At 62.1% G+C, this 18,976-nt stretch carries 18 protein-coding genes; 6 read left to right on the top strand and 12 right to left on the bottom strand.

Features of this window, described 5'->3' with window-relative positions:
• Positions 1-11: 11 nt before the first annotated feature.
• Complete coding sequence (locus tag P1T08_07110; protein ID MDF1595849.1) at positions 12-1,085, bottom strand: alcohol dehydrogenase catalytic domain-containing protein; 1,074 nt, start codon at positions 1,083-1,085, stop codon at positions 12-14.
• 192 nt (positions 1,086-1,277) lie between these two features.
• Here P1T08_07110 and P1T08_07105 point away from each other — a divergent pair, with 192 nt between their 5' ends.
• Positions 1,278-1,580: a YdhR family protein gene (locus P1T08_07105; protein MDF1595848.1), complete on the top strand. Its 303-nt coding sequence runs from the start codon at positions 1,278-1,280 to the stop codon at positions 1,578-1,580.
• A 30-nt stretch (positions 1,581-1,610) separates the two neighbouring features.
• On the opposite strand, the gene P1T08_07100 is transcribed toward P1T08_07105, so the two are convergent.
• The 5 genes from P1T08_07100 to P1T08_07080 form a co-directional block, all read right to left on the bottom strand.
• Entirely contained in the window at positions 1,611-3,437 is a 1,827-nt protein-coding gene (locus P1T08_07100) for an aldehyde ferredoxin oxidoreductase C-terminal domain-containing protein (GenBank protein ID MDF1595847.1), read from the bottom strand.
• Complete coding sequence (locus P1T08_07095) at positions 3,434-3,817, bottom strand: cupin domain-containing protein (GenBank protein MDF1595846.1); 384 nt, start codon at positions 3,815-3,817, stop codon at positions 3,434-3,436. The genes P1T08_07100 and P1T08_07095 overlap by 4 nt, the downstream gene beginning before the upstream one ends.
• Positions 3,814-4,563: a creatininase family protein gene (locus P1T08_07090; GenBank protein ID MDF1595845.1), complete on the bottom strand. Its 750-nt coding sequence runs from the start codon at positions 4,561-4,563 to the stop codon at positions 3,814-3,816. Before P1T08_07090 ends, P1T08_07095 begins: the two co-directional genes overlap by 4 nt.
• Positions 4,560-5,519 carry a C-terminal binding protein gene (locus P1T08_07085; protein MDF1595844.1) on the bottom strand — a complete coding sequence of 320 codons (960 nt, stop codon included), beginning with the start codon at positions 5,517-5,519 and terminating at the stop codon, positions 4,560-4,562. Before P1T08_07085 ends, P1T08_07090 begins: the two co-directional genes overlap by 4 nt.
• 134 nt (positions 5,520-5,653) lie before the next feature.
• Positions 5,654-6,811, bottom strand: a complete 1,158-nt coding sequence (locus P1T08_07080; protein MDF1595843.1) for a hypothetical protein — start codon at positions 6,809-6,811, stop codon at positions 5,654-5,656.
• Positions 6,812-6,941: 130 nt separating this feature from the next.
• On the opposite strand from P1T08_07080, the gene P1T08_07075 reads away from it, so the two are divergent.
• From P1T08_07075 to P1T08_07065, 3 genes are read left to right on the top strand one after another with little or no spacing between them, the layout of a single operon-like run.
• Positions 6,942-7,811: an NAD(P)-dependent oxidoreductase gene (locus tag P1T08_07075; GenBank protein MDF1595842.1), complete on the top strand. Its 870-nt coding sequence runs from the start codon at positions 6,942-6,944 to the stop codon at positions 7,809-7,811.
• Positions 7,808-8,215, top strand: coding sequence for a cupin domain-containing protein (locus tag P1T08_07070; protein ID MDF1595841.1), 408 nt, complete (start codon positions 7,808-7,810; stop codon positions 8,213-8,215). The genes P1T08_07075 and P1T08_07070 overlap by 4 nt, the downstream gene beginning before the upstream one ends.
• A complete protein-coding gene (locus tag P1T08_07065; GenBank protein ID MDF1595840.1) occupies positions 8,212-8,931 on the top strand; it encodes a fumarylacetoacetate hydrolase family protein in 720 nt (239 codons plus the stop codon). The genes P1T08_07070 and P1T08_07065 overlap by 4 nt, the downstream gene beginning before the upstream one ends.
• A 24-nt stretch (positions 8,932-8,955) precedes the next feature.
• Here P1T08_07065 and P1T08_07060 read toward each other — a convergent pair whose 3' ends face one another.
• The 6 genes from P1T08_07060 to P1T08_07035 all read right to left on the bottom strand — a co-directional run bounded on the left by P1T08_07060 (position 8,956) and on the right by P1T08_07035 (position 16,729).
• A complete protein-coding gene (locus P1T08_07060; protein MDF1595839.1) occupies positions 8,956-10,218 on the bottom strand; it encodes an MFS transporter in 1,263 nt (420 codons plus the stop codon).
• 46 nt (positions 10,219-10,264) lie between these two features.
• A complete protein-coding gene (locus tag P1T08_07055; protein ID MDF1595838.1) occupies positions 10,265-11,629 on the bottom strand; it encodes an ABC transporter ATP-binding protein in 1,365 nt (454 codons plus the stop codon).
• Positions 11,629-12,948 carry an ATP-binding cassette domain-containing protein gene (locus tag P1T08_07050; GenBank protein MDF1595837.1) on the bottom strand — a complete coding sequence of 440 codons (1,320 nt, stop codon included), beginning with the start codon at positions 12,946-12,948 and terminating at the stop codon, positions 11,629-11,631. Before P1T08_07050 ends, P1T08_07055 begins: the two co-directional genes overlap by 1 nt.
• Positions 12,945-13,835: an ABC transporter permease gene (locus tag P1T08_07045; protein MDF1595836.1), complete on the bottom strand. Its 891-nt coding sequence runs from the start codon at positions 13,833-13,835 to the stop codon at positions 12,945-12,947. Before P1T08_07045 ends, P1T08_07050 begins: the two co-directional genes overlap by 4 nt.
• Before the next feature lie 35 nt (positions 13,836-13,870).
• Positions 13,871-14,884: an ABC transporter permease gene (locus P1T08_07040; protein ID MDF1595835.1), complete on the bottom strand. Its 1,014-nt coding sequence runs from the start codon at positions 14,882-14,884 to the stop codon at positions 13,871-13,873.
• Between the two features lie 111 nt (positions 14,885-14,995).
• A complete protein-coding gene (locus P1T08_07035; GenBank protein ID MDF1595834.1) occupies positions 14,996-16,729 on the bottom strand; it encodes an ABC transporter substrate-binding protein in 1,734 nt (577 codons plus the stop codon).
• Between the two features lie 175 nt (positions 16,730-16,904).
• On the opposite strand from P1T08_07035, the gene P1T08_07030 reads away from it, so the two are divergent.
• Positions 16,905-17,966: a Gfo/Idh/MocA family oxidoreductase gene (locus P1T08_07030; GenBank protein MDF1595833.1), complete on the top strand. Its 1,062-nt coding sequence runs from the start codon at positions 16,905-16,907 to the stop codon at positions 17,964-17,966.
• A gap of 105 nt (positions 17,967-18,071) precedes the next feature.
• The gene (locus P1T08_07025) at positions 18,072-18,968 is read left to right on the top strand and encodes a dienelactone hydrolase family protein (GenBank protein MDF1595832.1); all 897 of its coding nucleotides are present in this window, start codon (positions 18,072-18,074) and stop codon (positions 18,966-18,968) included.
• Positions 18,969-18,976: the final 8 nt, after the last annotated feature.

Genomic DNA, 18,976 nt, shown 5'->3' with positions numbered 1-18,976 from the left:
TTGCCGAGCAATTACTCCGCGTTGGGCTGCACCAGGACCTTGATAGCCCCGTCGATGCGCTTGGTGAATGTCTCGTAGGCCTGGCCGAAGTCCTTCAGCGGGAACCTGTGCGTGGTGACGATGTCGACGTCGATCTTGCCGGCCGCGATGAGCGGGATGATCTCCGCGCACTCCCCGGGATTGGCCCGGACGCCGTAGAGATCCATCTCCTCGATGACGATCCGGCTGAGCGGGAGTTCGGCAGCCTCCAGGGGAACGCCGATCAGTGCGACTCGCCCCCCCTTCCTCGTCATCTCGATCGCGTCGCGGGTCGACGTACCCCGGGCGGCGGTGTCGACCGTCATGTGGGCGCCCCGGCCGCCGGTGAGATCGCGTACGGCCTGGGGGCCATCTACTTGACTGTTGTCGACAACTTCCGCGCCGAGGGCGGCGGCGGTCTCGAGTCGCGACCCTCGGCCAACCACGATCACCCGCGCCGCGCCCAACTGAGCGGCGCACTGGGCCGCCAGCAAACCCTGGGCTCCCGGTCCGACGATTGCCACAGTATCGCCCGGCATCACCTTGCCGCGCTTGACTGCATGGAGGGCGATGGAACTGGCATCCACCAGGGCGGCTTGCTCCAGGGTCATCGAGTCGGGAATGTGGAAGACCGACTTGATCGAACTGTTGTGGAACTGGCGGAGGGCGCCGGTGCTGTAGTGGCCGTAGTGCCGGTGGTTGCGCTCCTCGTGTCCGTAGTTCTCGCAAAGGGTGTAGCGGCCGATGGTGCACATCCGGCAGTACCCGCAGCCCGAATGCGCCGTCCCTGCCACCCGATCACCGACGGAAAAACCAAACCCCTCTGCCTCGTCTCCGAGGGCAACGACTTCGCCCGACCACTCGTGACCCGGTGTGTAGGGATAGCCGGGCGGCCAACCGCGCTTCAGGAAGTTTCCCGAGATGATCTCCTTGTCGGTTCCGCAGATCGCTACCGAGTGCACCTTGCAGAGCACCTCGTGCCGGGCAGGAGTCGGGATCCCGGTGCTCTGAATCTCGAACTCGTTGGGACCCAATAGGACGAGTGCATCCATCGACTGATCGGGCATCTGTTCTCCTTCTCCGGCCGGCCGAGCCGGACATCCGGACACGGCCGCACCCCTTCTCTGTCACGCCTACCCTACGGATCTGGTTGCCGATCGGCAGGGTCGAAGGTCCCAACCCGGGTGGCTCATTCCGACGTTTGTGTCCGGATGGTGGCCTGCTCCCAATATGCTTGGGTGCCCTACGGAGGCAGAATCATGGTCGTAGTAGTCCTGCTCTATCCGGCATACCTGCCCACGTTTGATCAGACTGCAGAGCGCTGCGAGGCGATGGTGTCCGCCTTCGAGACCGATGTGCCCGGCCTGATCGACAAGACCTGGGGTATGAACGAGGAGACCGGCAGAATGTGCTCGGTCTACCACTTCGAGGATCGGGCTTCGGCCGAGGCGCGCTTCGCGTCAGAGAGATTCCGTGACTTCGTCGAAAATACCTTGCACAACCAACTCGAGCTGGAGTATTTCGATGTCGCGGCTGTTGCCTTCAGGCGCCCCCTCAAGTAGGCGGGCTCCGCGGCTCCTCGGGAGCTCTCGTTATGCCAGATAACCCTCTTCTCGAGCGCGGGCGTCGAAGACCGCCAGGACCCGTTCCTGCAATTGCGCGAAGAAGTCGGGCGTGTTGAATCGGGGCAGGGTGCTGTGCTCGGCGGGCATGTGCGCTTCATCCGGAACGACGTAGTCGGACTCGGTGAAGCCCTGCCGCCGTTCGCTGGCATAGCCCCGCAAATAGGTGCGGCCCACCACCGCCCGCAGATCGTCGCCCGTCACTTCGAGGCCGGCCGCCAGGTGGAGGGCTTCGGCCTCGGTCTCTGGATCGAGGGCTGCGAACTTACAAAGCCCGGTGATGTCGTCGAGCATGATCATCGGCCCCCGGTTGGTGATGGCGTCGACCCAGTAATCGAGGCCCGTCTCACGTTCGATCATCGCCAGGAGGAAGGTGCGCATCCCCATGTGGCCACCGGCCAGCGACCAGGGGTATCCCGGGTTCGTATGCGGCAGGTAGGCGGGGTACTCAACGCCTTTCGACTGCATAGCGTATTCCAGAGCCTCGAGTCGCCGGGCCAGACGAAGCGAGCCTTCGCCGATGTCGGGCAGCCGGCCTTCGCCAACAGCAAGGATGGCCTCCTCGGCGGCTGCCGCGTCACCGTAGGACAGCCCACCTGCGATGGCCTGGTCGGGGTGACGGCGGTTGTGTTCCATGACGAATCCAAGTGTCACTCCGAGCGAGATCGAATCCATGCCCAGCTGATCTACGAGTTCGACGCGGTCCAACGCCGTGTCCTGGTCGTACAGCCCGAGATTGGACGAGAGAAGGGCCCAGGGTTCGTAGTCCACCTTGGCGCGGAACGGGCCCGCCTCACCGTCGCTCCGTTTGTCGTAGACGTTTTTGTGGCATTTGATGCCGCACAGGTAGCAGCTCTCCGCCTTGACGGTGAAGGGGCCAGCTTCGACGGAAGCCCGTCGCAGGGCGACCGCGTCTTCGGTTCCGGGTGGATTGAAATTGAACTCCGGTAGGCCGCCAATTTCGTGCTGAGCTTTCACATGGCGCCAGGTTCCGCCGGCGCCGTCGTCCCGGTACGGCTTGCTGCCTTCGCCGAGGTTGATCTCACGGTTGATGTCCTTGAGGCCCCTTCCTGAGACAGTCGGGTTCGGGCCATCGGCGGCGATGGCGAAGAGGTTCTTCGAACCCATCACTCCGCCGTAGCCGCCCCGTCCGCAGAATCGGGGTTTAGGATCACCGGTCTTCAGTTGGTTGTCGCTGGACAGTGCGATCGAGGCAAAGCGAACCGACTCGTAGTGCTCGCCCGCCGGGCCGATCACTGCGAAGTGGGCCTCCGGGTATCTCCTGTGAAGGTCCTGGATGCGATCGTTTATTAGGCGTCCGGTCAGGTCTGTCGCGTCGAGGAACTCGACCCTGGCGGGCCCGCCCGGACCTTCGGGGTCGTCTCCGGCGGTGAGGTGCAGCAAGGTTGGACGAGGGGAGCGGCCGGTGAACACCATCTCGTCGATGCCCAGACCGGCCAGCTTGGTGCCGAAGTGGCCGCTTCCAGCCGTCCACATCAGGCCGGGACTTCCGCTCAGTGAACTTTTGAGTGGCGAGTATCCGTGGAAATAGGTCCGCAGTCCGGTCATGACCCGGGTTCCGCTGAGCAGGCCGAGATTCATGATGAGCGGCGCGTCGGGAGAGTAGGCGTCGGTCACCGCCTGGTCCCCGAGTATCTTGGCGGCCCGGGCAATCCCGCCGAGCGCATCCTCGAGGTCTTCACAGGGTGTTCGCTCCCAGCGGACGGTCCCGTTGGTCAGATCAATGTGGTAGCGACTCACCGAGTAGTCGGTAGCCGCTCGCGGCCCGTTCGTCATCTTCTCTCCTCATCGATCGAAATGGTCCCTTCGAGCTCCACGAGATTCGTGCTGAGATCTCCACGCGGGAAGAAGCAGATCAACTTGAGTCGCGATCCGGCTTCCGGGATTGTCGCGTGAGCAACGTTCTGCGGAATCCTAATTATGTCGCCGGCGGCCACATGTGTCTCCGCCCGCTCTTGCCAGGCTGTTCCTCGGCCCTCGGCCACGTAGATGATCTCGGGGCTGTGGGGGTGGAGATGTGGTGTTCGCCCGGTGTGTTCCTCGATGATCACGACGCGCACGGCCAGGGGTCCCGGGTCGAGGTCGTGGAATGGGTCGGCAGAACTTCGACCGGGAAGATCCCTGAAACTGAGATCGGAGGAATGAACGACGGTCATGATCGGAGGGCGAGGATGCCGCTGAGTCGATCCATGATTGCCCCGGATACCGTCTGTACGAAGCCGGCGGCCCGCTCGTCGGTCGCCCATTGTGGGCTCCCGTACCATCCTTCAGCATCGATTTCGGTCACATCCGTGATGAACCCATATACCTCTTTCGACCGCCGCATCTCATCGAGTGCATGAGCCTTGGGAGGTCGGGTTGGCTCACCGGCCAGGTCCACTTTGGCCAATAACGGGTCGTAGGCGAGGACGGCCAGCGCTTCGATTCCTCCCCCGTGAGTGAGTTCTCCGCCCTTGTCCTCGTAGACCCGTTGGGCCGTGTAGCAGGCGTGGGCGACGATGAAAGTGGCGTCTCGGGTGGATTGGAGGTCGGTGGCGACTCCGTCGAGCGAAGCGATGTTGCCCTCATGCCAGTTGACGAACACGAAGGTCGATACCCCCATGTCGATCAACTCGGTGCAGACATCCTTGAGCAGGCCCTCGAAGGTTGCTCTGCTCAACGAGATCGTGCCGGGATGGCCGGCATGAATAGGGGTAACACCGTAGGGGCCGAACGGAACGTAGAGGCCCCGGGTTCTCTCCGCGATTTCTGCCGCGATCAGCTCTGCCGCCATCGTATCGGTCCCACACGGCAGGTGTGGTCCGTGCTGTTCCGTGCTCCCGAAGGGAAGAACAGCCATCGGTGAATCTGCGATGACTTGCGCTACCTCGGGGCTGGTCAGCTCGTAGATTGAGCGCGTCACGTGGTTTCTCCTTGATGCGGGACCGGATTCCTCAATTCCTCACCCCTCAGAACTCGCGCGGCTTCCTCGGCGCCCTTGCGGCGGAGGTCGAGCTGTGACTCCTCTGTGTACCACGCCACGTGGGGCGTCAGGATCACACGGTCGATGACGGGTGAGAACTGCGAGAGATCGGGAGGTTCCTCGGGAAACACGTCGAGACAGGCCACGGTCGGCCTGCCGGCCCGCAAGCCCTCGACGAGTGCTTTGAGGTCCACAAGGGAGCCGCGGGCCGTGTTGACGACAATGCTGCCCGGTCGAAGAAGCAGGAGGGCGTTGCGATCGAGCAACGGTGTCCGGTCCGGGGCACCGGGAGTGTGCAGCGTGATGACGTCGCTGACTTCAAGCAGCTCTTCGAGTGACTCGGCCGTACTGAGGTCTCCGGCTGATACCAGGTGATCATGCACAATTAGATCAAAACCGATGCCTCGGAGCATTCTCGCCACGGCCTGTCCGATCCGGCCGAATCCGACCACGCCGACCGTGAGTTCAGACGGCAGGTGGAGCGGACGGAGATCGGCAAAGCCCCACCGGCCCGACTTGGCATGGTGGTCGGCCTGGGGGAGCTTGCGGATGGCCGCCAGGATGAGTGCCACCGTATGCACGGCGACGGCCTCAGTCCCGTAGTCGGGAACGCTGGCCACCAGGATGCCCAACCGTCTCGCCGCCGCGATATCGACCGAGTCGACCCCGACGCCGTATCGGACGATGGCCCGGCACGAAAGACGTTCCAGCACCTGGGCCGTGAACCGGGGCCGGGAGCCGGCCAGGATCACTGTCGCGGTCCCGGCGACTTCGACGATCTGAGCACCGTCGGCCCCGTCGCCGGTGACGATTTCTACGTCAAGACCCCCGAGGATCTTCTGTTCGACTGACAAATCCGGGTAGCGAGTGCCGAGGATTGCTACACGTTGAGGCACTGCGACCACTCCTAATCGAATCATCGGAGTCTAAACCGGCAATCGTTTGCAGAACAACGAGATCTCCCGCCTTGAGCCCCGTCGTGCAGCCGGGCACCAGTCGGGCGAGGAGACAGATTGCGCACCCTAGGTGATTAGAAAGAGGCTTCGAGCATTCGGGTAGCCAGTTGCGCGTCGGGCGCCAGAATGTAGACCCCGCCCAGCACCCGATCGGTGGCATAGACCAGGCCGTCTTCGTCAACGAACACGTCGTTGATCTGTACGTCCTCCTGATCAGGTGGCGTTTCGGGAATCCAGTGGGCGATCTCTATCGGGTGATAAGGGTCGGCGAGGTCGTACACCCGCAATCCTGCATTGAAGTAGGTCAGGAAGAAGACCTCTTCACTGATGTAGCTTCCAGGCCGGTTCTCGTGAAGACAGTGTGCACCGAACCGTAGGCCCCGTTCGCAGAAATCGCCTTCAGGCACCGGCAAGGTGGAAATCACCTGTGGATTCCGTTCATCAGACACGTCGACCACCCTCGCCATGCGGGGGTCACCCTCGCAACGATTCTTGGTCTCTTCGTCGGTAGTCACCACCAGAGCGCGGCCCCGCAAGGGCAAACAGGTGTGGCTCTCGCCACCAGGCGACCAGTCCAGCGTCGACACGATCTCAGGGCGAGAGACGTCCGAGATGTCGAGGATCGTCATCCCCCGGTCCCACATTCCGACGTAGGCACGGTTGCCGTCGACTAGAGCGTGATGAATCGGACGAGCCGTGGCCGGTTCCGGCGCTCCAGGGATTCCATCCCGCCGCGTCCACCACCGACCGGCTTCCACCGGGTGCTCGGGATCGCTCATGTCGACGATGACCAGGATGCGGCCCTCGAATCCCTCCGGTATGGCCGATACGTAGGCATACCGCCCGCCCGTCCACCAGATTCGATGCACGCCCCGGCCGCCGGACGCAAAGAACCCGATCTGGTGCGGGTCAAAAGGATCATCCAAGCTGTAGATCGCCATGCCTGCCGAATATGGGTCGCCTCCGCGAAACTGTTCCTGGTTTACAAGCAGTAGCCGGTCGGCGACCTGGACCTTGTGGGTATGACTTCCCGGTGGGGATTTCCATTGTTTGACCACCGTCGGGCTGTTCACGTCGCCAACGTCGAGGACGCTGGTACCCATCCCGCTGACACCGAAGTGCCCAACGTAGAGGGCATCGGCGTCCCGGATCACCTGCATCCCGTCCCCGTAGCCGTTGAGATTCGAGTGCCCAACCTGCTGAAACCCGCTCGAGTCGGCCGGCCGTGTCATGTCAACTCCTCGAATCAGCCGGCGCCTCACACCGGTCGGTCTACCCGGAATCTCTCCGCTCAGCATCCCCCGCTTGTCTCCGTCTACCGTAGTTGGAAAGGACACCAGAACAGGAGGTCTGCTCTTGAAAGTGGGATGGATCGGACTCGGCGATATGGGGCAGGTGATCATCCCCCGCCTCCTGGGTGCCGGTCACCCAGTTACCGGGTGGAACCGAACGCCTTCGAAAGCCGATCAGCTCCTCGAACAGGGCATGAGATGGGCAGACACTCCCCGCCAGGCGGCGGCGGCGTCGGACCTCGTCTTCTCAATGGTCACGGACGCAGACGCGGTATCCGCAGTTGCACTTGGCGACGATGGCGTCATTGCCGGATTGCCGGAAGGAGCGGTATATCTCGACATGAGCACGATCGACCCCGACGTTAGCCGGACGGTGGCTGCCGCCTTCTCCGAAAGAGGGCTCGTCATGCTTGATGCTCCGTTGTCGGGTAGTCCGGTGACTATTCGTCAAGGCTCCGCCTCGATCATGGTGGGTGGTGACCGGCAGGCCTACGCCAGGGTCGAGCCGGTGTTGCTCGACATCGGGTCGAAGGTCAGCTACATCGGCCCGTCCGGTACTGCCGTCCAGATGAAGGTGGCGATCAACCTGACTCTGATCGTGGAGATGGTCGTGTTCTGCGAGTCGGTCGCCCTGGCCGAGAAAGGCGGAGTAGACCGGGCGGTGGCGGTCGACGCCATGCTCAAGAGTGTGGTGGCCTCGCCGGTGATGGGTTATCGGGGTCCGTTCATTCTCGAGATGCCGGAGAAGCCACTCGCCGACGTCACGCTCCAACAAAAAGACATGTTGCTGGCCCTGGAGGTAGCCCGACGTCAGGGTTCACCGGCACCACTCGCCGCAGTTGCCAACGAGCTACTCAACGCCTGTCGCGGTCTCGGAATCGATCACCGTGACTTCGTAACGGTCTTCGATGTCTATCACATGTTGTCGGGTGGACGATGACCGAGCGATTCCACACCAACCTCTCCAGGGTGCCCCACGTTGGGGGACTGCGGGAGGACGAAGGTTGGATCAATATGCAGGTCCAATTCCTCATTGACAAGGCCACGGTAGGAAGCGACGACTTTTTGCTCGGCTGGACCGTTCTCCCACCCGGCGCTCGTCACGACCGGCACCTACACCGCAACGCCGACGAGTTCTTCATCGTCCTCAAAGGGTCAGGTCGGATCTACACCGACCTCGGCACCGAGCCGGCCGGTGTTGGCGACGTGATCTGGACGCCGCGTGGCCGCTTCCACGGATTCGACAACACCGGCGACGGAGAGGTTGTACTGGTGTGGGGTTGGAGTGGCTCCGGTTCGCTGGAGGATTCCGGATACGAAGTCGACGAAGAGGAAGTCGGGTGAGCCGGGCCCAGGGGAATCCGCGCGTTGCCACCGGAATGAACCGGCAGCTGGCAACGCGCCGGCGGACGCTGAGCCGGGGAGCGACGGCGATAGGCTGGAAGGTCGGGTTCGGCTCTCCATCGGCCCACGAGCTGATGCAGATCACGAGCCCTCTGGTCGGCTATCTGACCAGCTCAACGAAATTCGAGTCCGGGGCGCAAATCGCGGTTACCGGCTGGAAGCAGGCGATGGTCGAGTTCGAAGTGGCCGTCTACATCGGAGCGGACCTGGATGCCGGAGCCGGCGAGGAGGACATTCGATCGGCGATATCCGCACTGGGGCCCGCCATCGAACTGGCCGACGTCGACCTCCCCGTGGAGGCTGCAGGTATTGAGGCAATCCTAGCTAGAAATATCTTCCACAAGGGAGTGATCCTCGGCGACCCGGATGAGAACCGGGCAGGGTTGGATATCACCGATCTGGTGGCCCGGGTCCTGATCGACGGCCAGGAGCGATTCACCACGCGCGACCTTCAGACAATCGCCGGCTCCCATACAACGGCCGTTGCCACTGTCGCTAACACCCTGAGCGCCGGCGGCGAGATGCTCCGGGCCGGAGACGTGATCATCACCGGTTCGATCTTCCAGCCCATCCACGTCACCGAGAGCACCGAATTCACGTTCGCACTTGACCCGTTCGACCCGATTTCGGTCGAGATAGACCGATCTCGGGGTTGATTGCCGCCCCGGATCCGACTCGGCCTATCGGAGCTCTGCTTCGTCACCGGCCCGGTAGGCGTTGAGCTGAGGCATTTTCCTGGCGATGATGAAGGCGCCGATGATGCAGGCGAGGCCTCCCGAAACGACTGAGATCTGTGGGGTCGTTGCCGAGGCGACGGCACCTGCCTCGAAGTCGCCGAGGCGTGGACCGCCGCTGACCACGGCGATGTGGATGGACGACAACCGGCCGCGTAGACGATCCGGCACTGCCAGCTGCAGGATCGTGTTCCGGAAGACCGCAGAAATCACATCGGCGCCGCCTGCGATGGCCAGGAAGATCACCGCAACAACCACCGACTTGGCCAGCCCGAATCCGACGATGGCGGCTCCCCAGGCGATGACCGCTATTACAACTGCCCGACCTTGCCTGACGATGGAGCCAACCCATCCAGAGGTCACCGCGGCGATGAGGGCACCGGCACCGGGGGCGGCATACAGCAGTCCCACCGTGGAGGCGTCTCCGCCCAGCATCGTTAGGCCGATTGCCGGGAACAGGGCCTGGGGCATGCCGAAGATCATTGCGTTGAGGTCGATTGCGAAGTTGGCCTGGAGGAGGCGTCGCTCCCGCAGGAACGAATACCCTTCCTTGATCGACGTCCACCCGAACCGCTGGCCGCCTCCCTCGGGTTTCAGTGAACCGATCTTGAACATGAGCACCGTTCCGACGCCGAACGCGACCGCCTCGAGGCTGTAGGTGAGGCTCAAGCTGGTGCGAGCGATCAGCAGTCCTCCGATGGCCGGTCCAACCGTCTTGGCGACATTGCCGAGGATCTGAGTGAGTGCCAGGGCCGCCGGCAACAGGTCGCGTCCCACCAGTGCCGGAACTGAGGCAGTCCTGGCCGGACTATCGATGGCGGAAATGCCTGCGTTGAGCCCGCTCAGCACGAAGATCAACCAGACTCTCGGCTCGGAGAGTGAGGCGTTCAAAGCGAGCCCGACGGCGGTCGCCATCAGCGCCACCTGAGCGATCACCAGCAGCCGGCGGCGATCGACCGAATCTACGATCGCTCCTCCAACGATTGAGGTCAAGAGCAGCGGCACCAGCTGAGCGATTCCCAGCGCGCCTACCAGGAGTGTCGAGCCGGTGAGCTGATAGACCTGGTACGGAACGGCCACAACTGTCAACTGTCGGCCGAGCCACGCCAGTGATAGTCCGGCGTACAACCATCGGAACCTGGGGGACTGCCGGAGTGGGGTCACGTCGGCCAGGAGTCGGGTGAACGAGCTGTAGCGACTCCTCTTCACGGTTGACCCGGCTCCGCTCCCGATTCAGCGGTTCCGACCGCGGGATTCAACCCTTGATCTCGTCGGGCAAGGCGTCGAAGACACAAGCGGCCTCATGGCCCGGCCCGCGCCGCGTGAGAACGACCTCCTCTACCGGGCTGAAGCGGAGCCGAACGAAGCGCTCGTCCACTTCCAGGTGCTCGAGTGCGGCCGTCAGGGCAGCCGGGACCCGATCGGAGCGCAGGCCGTCTGCCAGTGCAGTCGCCGACTTGTCGTCTTCGAACTCGAATGATCCGCCGAACTCGTCGAGTCGCTCAACCCCTTGAAGGCGATCGAACATGCCTTCCTCATCCTGGAGCCAGCGTACGACATCGTCGAGTTCCCACCCGCAAACCGGAGTGGCAACCGGGCACCTGGTGTGGAACCGGCACCCCTGCGGTGGGCGCGCCGGATCTGGAACTGAACCTTCCAGCGGGCGCATTGGTATGTCGGTGGCTTGATTGACATCCGGGCTGGCCGCCAACAACGCCGCCGTGTACGGGTGGTTCGGGTGCTCGAACAGGTCGCTGGTGTTAGCGGCCTCGGCTTCCTTCCCCAGATACATGACCACGATCCGGTCGGCCATGTGACGGACCACAGACAGGTCGTGAGTTATGAACAAGTAGGTGAGTCCGAGCTTCTGTTGGAGTTCGTGCAGCAGATTGAGGATCTGAGCCTGTACCGAAACGTCGAGGGCGCTCGTCGGTTCGTCGAGGATCAGGAGTGCCGGATCGAGGGCCAGCGCACGAGCAATAGATATGCGCTGCCGCTGACCACCCGAGAACTGGTGCGGATATCGGTAGAGGTGCTGGCTTCCGAGGCCGACCTGCTCGAGCAGGGCAACGACACGGTCGGTCAAGTCGCGCCCGGATGCCTCGCGGTGGACTTTGAGTGGTCGGCCGACGATGTCTTTGACGAATTGGCGCGGGTTGAGCGACGAGAAAGAGTCTTGGAACACGACCTGACAGTTGCGTCGGTAGCGTTTCCAGTTGTCGCCGTCCAGACGGTCGACGCGATGCACTCTGGCTATCTCCTCCAGTTCGGCCCGCTGTTCGTCGGTTTGGCGATCTTCTGTGACTGCCATAAGCGCGTTGATCCGGTCGCGTTCGTTCTCAGTCAGGTCGAAGTAGACACCGCCTCCCGTTGGATCTGTCAGACCGGCCACGCAGCGTCCGAGGGTGGTCTTGCCACAACCGCTCTCACCCACCAGGCCGAGCGTCTCGCCCCTGCGAAGATCGAAGTTGATCCCATCCACCGCCTTGACGCTTCCGACGACCCGCTGGAGGGCGCCCTCCTTGATTGGGAAGTGTTTCTGGAGGTTGCGGACACCGAGAACGATCTCACCAGGTGTCGAAGCTTCGATTGGTCCTGCAGTTCGAGTGGAGATTGTCATCAATTGTCCTTAGAGAAAGATGGCATCGCGAGGGCCACACCAGACGGCTGGTGATGGACGAAGCAGGCGACCGGATGCGAAACGTCGACATCTGACAACCGTGGATCCTGAGCCAGACACACCTCGGCTGCGTGTGGACATCTACCGGCAAATCGACAGGCCGGCTCCGGGTCGATGAGCTCTGGAACGGTGCCCTCGATCACGACCAATCGGCCGCGCTCATGATCGACCGACGGAATGGCGTTGAGGAGACCTCGGGTATAGGGATGCAGCGGATCCCGGAAGATCTGCTCGGTTGGGCCGACCTCGACGATCCGCCCGGCGTACATGACGGCGACCCGATCGCTCACCCGCTTGACCAGTGCGAGGTCGTGACTGATGTAAAGGACCGCGGCGCGGCGCCGTTGCTGGAGTTCGCGCACGAGTTCGAGAATTCGTGCCTGGACGGTCACGTCGAGAGCCGTAGTGGGCTCGTCGGCGATGAGCAGGTCCGGGTTGCAGGCCAGCGCTTGGGCGATCATGACCCGCTGTCGCATTCCTCCAGAGAGTTCGTGCGGGTAGCGCTCCATGACCTTCAACGGATTGGCGATCTGTGTTTCGGCGAGTGCTTCGGCCACCATCTCGCCGACGGCCCGGCGGATGCGGTTGCGTTTGCCACGAAGTGGTGGCAGCCCAAGGGCGATTCGCTCTGGCATCCGCGATCTGTATTTGGCGCTACGTTGAAGCAGTGGTCCCGTCGCCGTCTGATCGAATCCGGCGAGATCGAGAATCTCGGCAGGGCGATGCTCGTAGAACACCTCGGCGATCTGGTCGCCTATCGAGAGTGCCGGGTTGAGAGCTTTGGCCGGATCTTGGAAGATCATTGCGATCCGGTTGCCGCGGATTTCGCGCAGGCGGTCTTCCGGGATCGACATGAGGTCGAGGGTTTCGCGGCCACTTCCTTCACACAAGCCGCAGCCCGCCCCGGCGCAATTCGGGCAGGCAACGGGCGTTCTCCCGGATTGGTCACAAACGTCACACCCGTGACCGGCGCAAGCCTCGCAGGGTTCCTTCGGGTGGAAGAGAACGAATCCCCCGACGTGCATGCCGGGTGGCATCGGCACGAGACGGAGGAAGGAGCGGGCCGTCACGGACTTCCCGCAGCCGGTTTCGCCGACCAGGCCCAGGGTCTCTCCATCGAGGATGTCGAATGAAACGCCGTCGACGGCGTGCACCGTCCCGGCCTTCGAGCGGAAGTGGACGCGTAGATCCTCGACAGAGGCGACGGCGTTGGGGTGCCGTACCGCCACCGTTTGCTCATTCGATTCGGCCATGGTCATCGGCTCGTCTCCGTTCGCGGATCAAGCACGTCGCGTAGGCCATCGCCCACGAGGTTGAAGGCCAATGCCCAAATGAACACCATCAGGCCGGGAAAGGTCGAAGCCCACCAGCGCCCGGCCGATATACCCACTTGCCCCTCCGAGACGAGAACACCCCATTCGGCGAGCCCGGCTTCGGCCAAGCCGATGAAGCTGAGGGTTGCCCCGACCAGCACGATGTGGCCCATGTCGAGTGTGGCCTGCACTATCACCGGGGTAATTGAGTTTGGAAAGACGTCTTTGAAATAGATGCGCAGTCGTGAGTCGCCGATGACGCGTGCCGCGTCTACATACTCGTTCTGTTTCACATGAATGACTTGGGCGCGCATGATCCGGGCGTACTTCACCCAGAACACGACGGCCAGGGCGAGGATGATGTTGCGGAACGAGGGTCCAAGCACCGCGGCGATGGCAAGGGCGAAGATGAGTTCCGGAATGGAGAGAAACACATCGACGATCCTCATGAGGACCTCGTCGAAACGACCCCCGCGGAAACCGGCGATGCTTCCGACGGTGACGCCTACCGCGGCAGTGATAGCCACAACGATGATGGACAGGCGCAGCGAGGTTCTCGCTCCCCATACGATTCCGTAATAGACATCTCCTCCAGTGTTCGTTGTGCCCAGGGGATGGCCGGGGGTGCCGGGTGGCGCGTTCAGGGCGCTCCAGTCGCGGGGCATTTGATACGCGTCGGGGGTGTTCGGTTCGGTGATCAGCGGCGCCAGCAGTGCCATCGATAACATTGCCACGATCATGATGATTCCGGCCACGGTGGTCGGGTTCGACACGACGTTCTTGGCGATCTCGCCGGCCCGACGAAGTCGAGCCCTGGCCGCTGACTCGGTCACCACGGCGGGCGCTGGAGTTGAAATATCAACCATGGTCAGGCCCCCAATACCACTCGGCGGTCGAGATATGCGTAGACAACGTCCACTATGAGATTCACGAACAAGAAGAGGATGCTGGTGAACATGACATACGCCATGATCGTGGCCTGGTCCCCACGAAGAACCGCGTCTGCCATCCAACGCCCCAGGCCGGGCCAGCGGAAAATGATCTCGGCGACCACTGTGCCCTGCAGTAGGAAACCGAAGCTGAGTCCGATCACGGTCACAGTCGGGATCAGAGCATTCCGGCGAGCGTGACGCCGCAGGACTAGGCGCTCGGGGAGTCCCTTCGCCCGAGCTGCGTCCACGTAATCCTCCTGAAGCTCTTCTATGAGTGACGAGCGCATCATCCGGGCGATGATCGCCGTCGCCCCGTAGCCGATCGAGATGGCGGGCAGCACGAGGTGCCAGACCGCATCACGCAGAGCGCCAAAGTCACCGGCGATGATCGCATCTACCGTGTACAGCCCGGTGGGGTGCTGAATGCGGCCGAAGATATCGGGGTCACTGCGCCCAATCGGGAACCAACCGAGGTACACCCAGAATACGATCAGCAACAGGATGGCGAACCAGAACAAGGGCATGCTGGCGCCGCTGATAGATACAACACGGGTGACGTGATCGGGAAGCCGATTTCGCCTGGCCCCGGCGAATGTCCCGAGGCCAATTCCCAGTGTCACCGCCACGATGGCCGAGGCGATCGCCAGTTCCATCGAAGCGGCCAGCTTCTGTGGGAAAACCTGTGTGACGGGTGCCGCCGCGACTCCGGACCATCCCAGGTCGCCGGCTAAGACGCCTCGTGCCCAATAGACGTACTGCACCGGGAGTGGCTCGTCGAGATGGAATCGTTCCTCGATTTCCACCACCTCGGCGGGACTCATCTCATGAGAGAGGTAGATCCCGATTGGAGAGCCGCCGACCCGGGTGAGAGTGAAGACGATGATCGAAGTGCCGATTACGAGGATCGGGAGGATCATCAACCTCCTGAGAACGTAGTCCTTGATCTGCATGAGTCTTCAGTCCTTGTGGAGGTCGTTTGCAGGCAACGTCGATCTATTCAGGAGCAGGCTGTTTGTTGGGGGACGCCGGCCGCACGGCCGGCGTCCCCTCTTTTTCCTCGTCTACTTGTCGAAAAGCGCGAACTTGACGTTTGGACGCGGCCAGAGCGGGTTGAGGACGAATCCTTCCACCCAATCTCGATGAGCGTTCGCAATACCCTCTTGGGCAGTGATGAGCCACATCGGGTCCTCGTAGAGGAGTCTCTGGAGCTCGGCGTAGATTTCCGCTCGCCGGTCAGCGTCGAGTTCCTGGGCGCCTTCGTCGATGAGTTCGGCGATCCGATCAGGGTCCTGGTAGCCATTGCGGAAGCCGTGAACCACACCCCACTCGCCATCCGGGTGAGCGTACGCCTGCAGGTAGGCATCTGGATCAGCGAACGGGTCGGCGTTCTTGACCCACATTGCGTAGGGCACGGGGTCGGATGCGTGGGCATCGTCGAATTGGGCTTCTGCGACGGCCAGTACCCGGATCGTGAAGTTCGGATTGAGGCCCTCGATGGAGTCCTTCAGCACCAGGGCAGCAGTCTCGAAGAGGTTGGCCTCCTCGGTAATGACCGAAACCGTGAAGCCTTCGTCCCACACTCCCGCAGCGCGGAAGAGTTCCTCGGCCTTGGCCAGATCCTGCTTGTCGTACAACGGTGCCGTCGGGTCATATCCGAACACGCCGATTGGAATGTAGTGGGGGTTGAAGTCCCCGAATCCGCCAAGAGCTCCCTCTAGGAAGGCGTTGTAGTCGTAGGCATAGTTGAACGCTTGACGAATCCTCGGATCGTTGAAGAAGTCACCGGAGATCGTGTCCTCGTCCGGAAGCTCATCCTCCGGCATGTTGAGATTGAAACCGATGTGAATCGGCTCGAGCAGAAGGCCTCCGCTGTAGATGACAACACCGTCGGCGCCCTCCAGGTCGCCGATGAACGAGGGGTCGGTCTCGATCATGTCGAAGTTGCCGGCGCGCAAGCCGAGAACCCGCACATCCGGATCAGATCCGATCTCAACCCGCAAGTCGAGGTTGGCCGGTGTGCCCCAATAATCCTCGAAGATCTCGAACTGGAGGTTTTCGTTCCGGTTCCATACGACGAACTTGTAGGGTCCGGTTCCGACCATGTTCGTGGACATGAACTCGTTCGGTTCGCCCGCCACGATCCCGCCGTTGGCCTCGACCGCGTCCTCGCTGACGACCGAGGCGACCATTGATGTCACGACGGCACGCAGGAATGAAGCACTCCGTTCTTGGAGAACCACCTCGAAGGTGAACTCGTCAACGACTCTCGTCTCAACGACGGTGTCGTTGAGCAAGTCGGCGGCCGACTCGGGAAGGTCCATCGTCATGACCCGATCCCACGAGTACTTGACATCTTGGGCCGTGAGCGGGCTGCCGTCGTGAAAGACAACGTCCTGTCGGATTGGGAAGGTGAACGTCAGACCGTCTGCCGAGATGAGGCCGTTGTCCAGCGTCGGTACTTCCGTAGATATCGACGGGACGAGGTCCGGTCCGACCGGAGCAATCTCGAGGAGTCGCTCGTAAACCTGGAGGATCATCGTCTCCCCGCCTTCGCCCGGTTCGACCTGAGCCGGATCGAGCGTAGTTGGCTCATCATCGGCAGCATGAACGAATACACCGGGGTTCTGGACATCGGAGGGGTCTCCTCCTCCAGCGGCAGTTGTATCCGTTGCGCCGGGTGTTGTCGTGTCCGAGCTGTCGTCGCTCGATGAACAGGCGGCTACGACCAACGCAAAGACGATGAGTAGCGCGAACCATCCTCGAGCTTTGCGGGAGCCACGGTTGCGAGTGGGCATTCTTCCTCCTCAGCGGGCGTAGATCGTTTGGCTACGCCTGACGGTGTGCAATCGATTGCACGAAATGACCATAATGGGGGAAATTGCGGCGTCAAGTGATATTGGGGTTCGTATCGACGATCGAGGAACGGGTGTTTGTGACGATCTCGAGATCCGAAGCGGATATGGAGGAACGATGAGTGACAAGGTTCGGCTTGCATCCGTTGGTCTTGGTCGTTGGGCCAGGGTGCTGGCGCGCGGTGCCCAACGAGGCGATTTAGTCGAGCTGTATTCGTGCTTCTCGCGATCCAAGGACAGCCGTACCGCCTTTCAGGAAGAATACGGTGTACCCAAGTCGGCCGCCTCCTACGAGGAGCTGTTGAGCGACCCCGACGTCGAGGGCGTTGTCATCACGACTCCCAATGACACTCACAAGGACCTGATCATCAGGGCACTCGAAGCGGGCAAAGCCGTATATACCGACAAACCGATCGCCCAGACGCTCGAAGATGCCCTGGCCATCAAGAAGGTCGTTGATCAAACCGGTGGCGTCTTCGCGGTCGGGCACAGTGCTCGACGCCTGGCCGGTAGTCGGGTTATGAAACGGTGGATCGAAGACGGCACGGTCGGTGGCGTTTCGATGGTCGAGGCGAACTTCTCCAACGAACGCGGGCTCGAACTCACGCCGGAGACCTGGCGTTGGTACCTGTCGAAGACACCTGGGGGCCCGCTGATCCAACTGGGAGTTCATCACGCCGACAACCTCCAGTACTTGCTCGGCCCGGTTGCGGCTGTGTCTGCCCACACGCGGAAGTTGTACACCAGTGCCGAGGTGCCGGACACCACGATGGCGATCCTGGAGTTCGAGTCTGGAGCTCTCGGCTATCTAGGTTGCGGTTGGGCCTCTCCCGGGATCTATCAGATCCGGTTGCAGGGGAGCCGGCAGAACCTGATGTATGACCTCGACTTCTCGCATTGGGATGATGCTCACGAGGCGGATGCCTGGTCGAGTCTGGTTTCGCAGGCATACGGGCAGCAGGAACGCACTCCGGTCGACCTTCCCGCAACCGACATGTTCCGCGAGCAACTCGAGGAGTTCGCACGCGCAGCCCGGGGACAGGCAATCGTCGAGGTACAGGTGGACGACGCCATTCGAGCACTCGCCATCGTCCACACTGCCATCGAGTCGAGTCGACTCAACGGCAAAGCCGTCGAGGTGCGACCCTTCCTCGACTCAGTTGGGGTTTCGTCGGGATGATTGGGCCGGGGCGGGTGCTCGGATCTGTCCTCGCCGGTAAGCTCGCAAAGCCCGACCGGGAGTCTCATGGCGTCCCGGTAGTCGATAGGCAAGAAGGAGAATCTGGTGGATTCTGAACGCGTGGTTGTAACCGAGACGATCGCCGGCGCCGAATGCGATCTGATGTACATCGAGGTCTGGGACGGCCTCTATGCGCCGATCGGCATGCGAAGGCCCGACGGCGATGGACCATTTCCCGTCGTTCTACTGGCATCCGGCAACGGTGGAGAGGGGATGCCTTGGATCCGCGACGCAATAGCCAACCGGGGCTACATCATGGATCGGCTGGTTGAGGCCGGTTACGCCTGCGCGTGGCTGCGGTATCGGACTGAAGTCGAGCTCGGCTACCACAACGGTGGACCACTGATTCGCGACATGCGGCAGGGTCGGGAGCTGTTCAATCGCTCACCGCTCGAATATGAGGACGAGATCGCCATCATCGAATACGTCAAGACTCTTCCCTATGTCGACCCGGACCGGGTGGGGCTGATCGGCATGAGCCATGGGGGCGAGATGGTGATGAAGCTCGCTTCCGAGTACCACGGAGCGGCGGTGGCCGTCGCCAGCGAGCCCGCGTCGCATGAGTATCTGGCCCTGACTCCCGACGACACGGCGTTCGTCAATGAGGACACGCAGCTGCGGAACATTGAGTCGATGATGATGACGGAGGTCGAGAAGGTACGTCGCAGGATCGATTATCCACTTGCTATGGAGCGGATCTCAGGTATCCAAACCCCCATTCTTGTGATGGGGCGTGAGACGGACGAACTGCAAGGGATATTCCGTCTCAACTACGACCTGCTTGTCGAGGCCGGCAAAGAGGTCGATTGGGTTTCGTACGACCACGACCTCCATGGCTACGTCTATCCAAAGCGCGGCGCCGGCGGCGATTACGAAGTCAACGACGTCCAGCACGAAGCCATTACCCATGTGCTGGGCTACCTGGATCGGTACCTGAAGTAGCGGGAATC

Source organism: Acidimicrobiia bacterium (assembly GCA_029210695.1).
Classification (GTDB): Bacteria; Actinomycetota; Acidimicrobiia; order Spongiisociales; family JAHEDJ01; genus JAHEDJ01.
The sequence above is the reverse complement of the archived record's forward strand: the minus strand, read 5'-3'. Positions and strand labels throughout refer to the sequence as shown.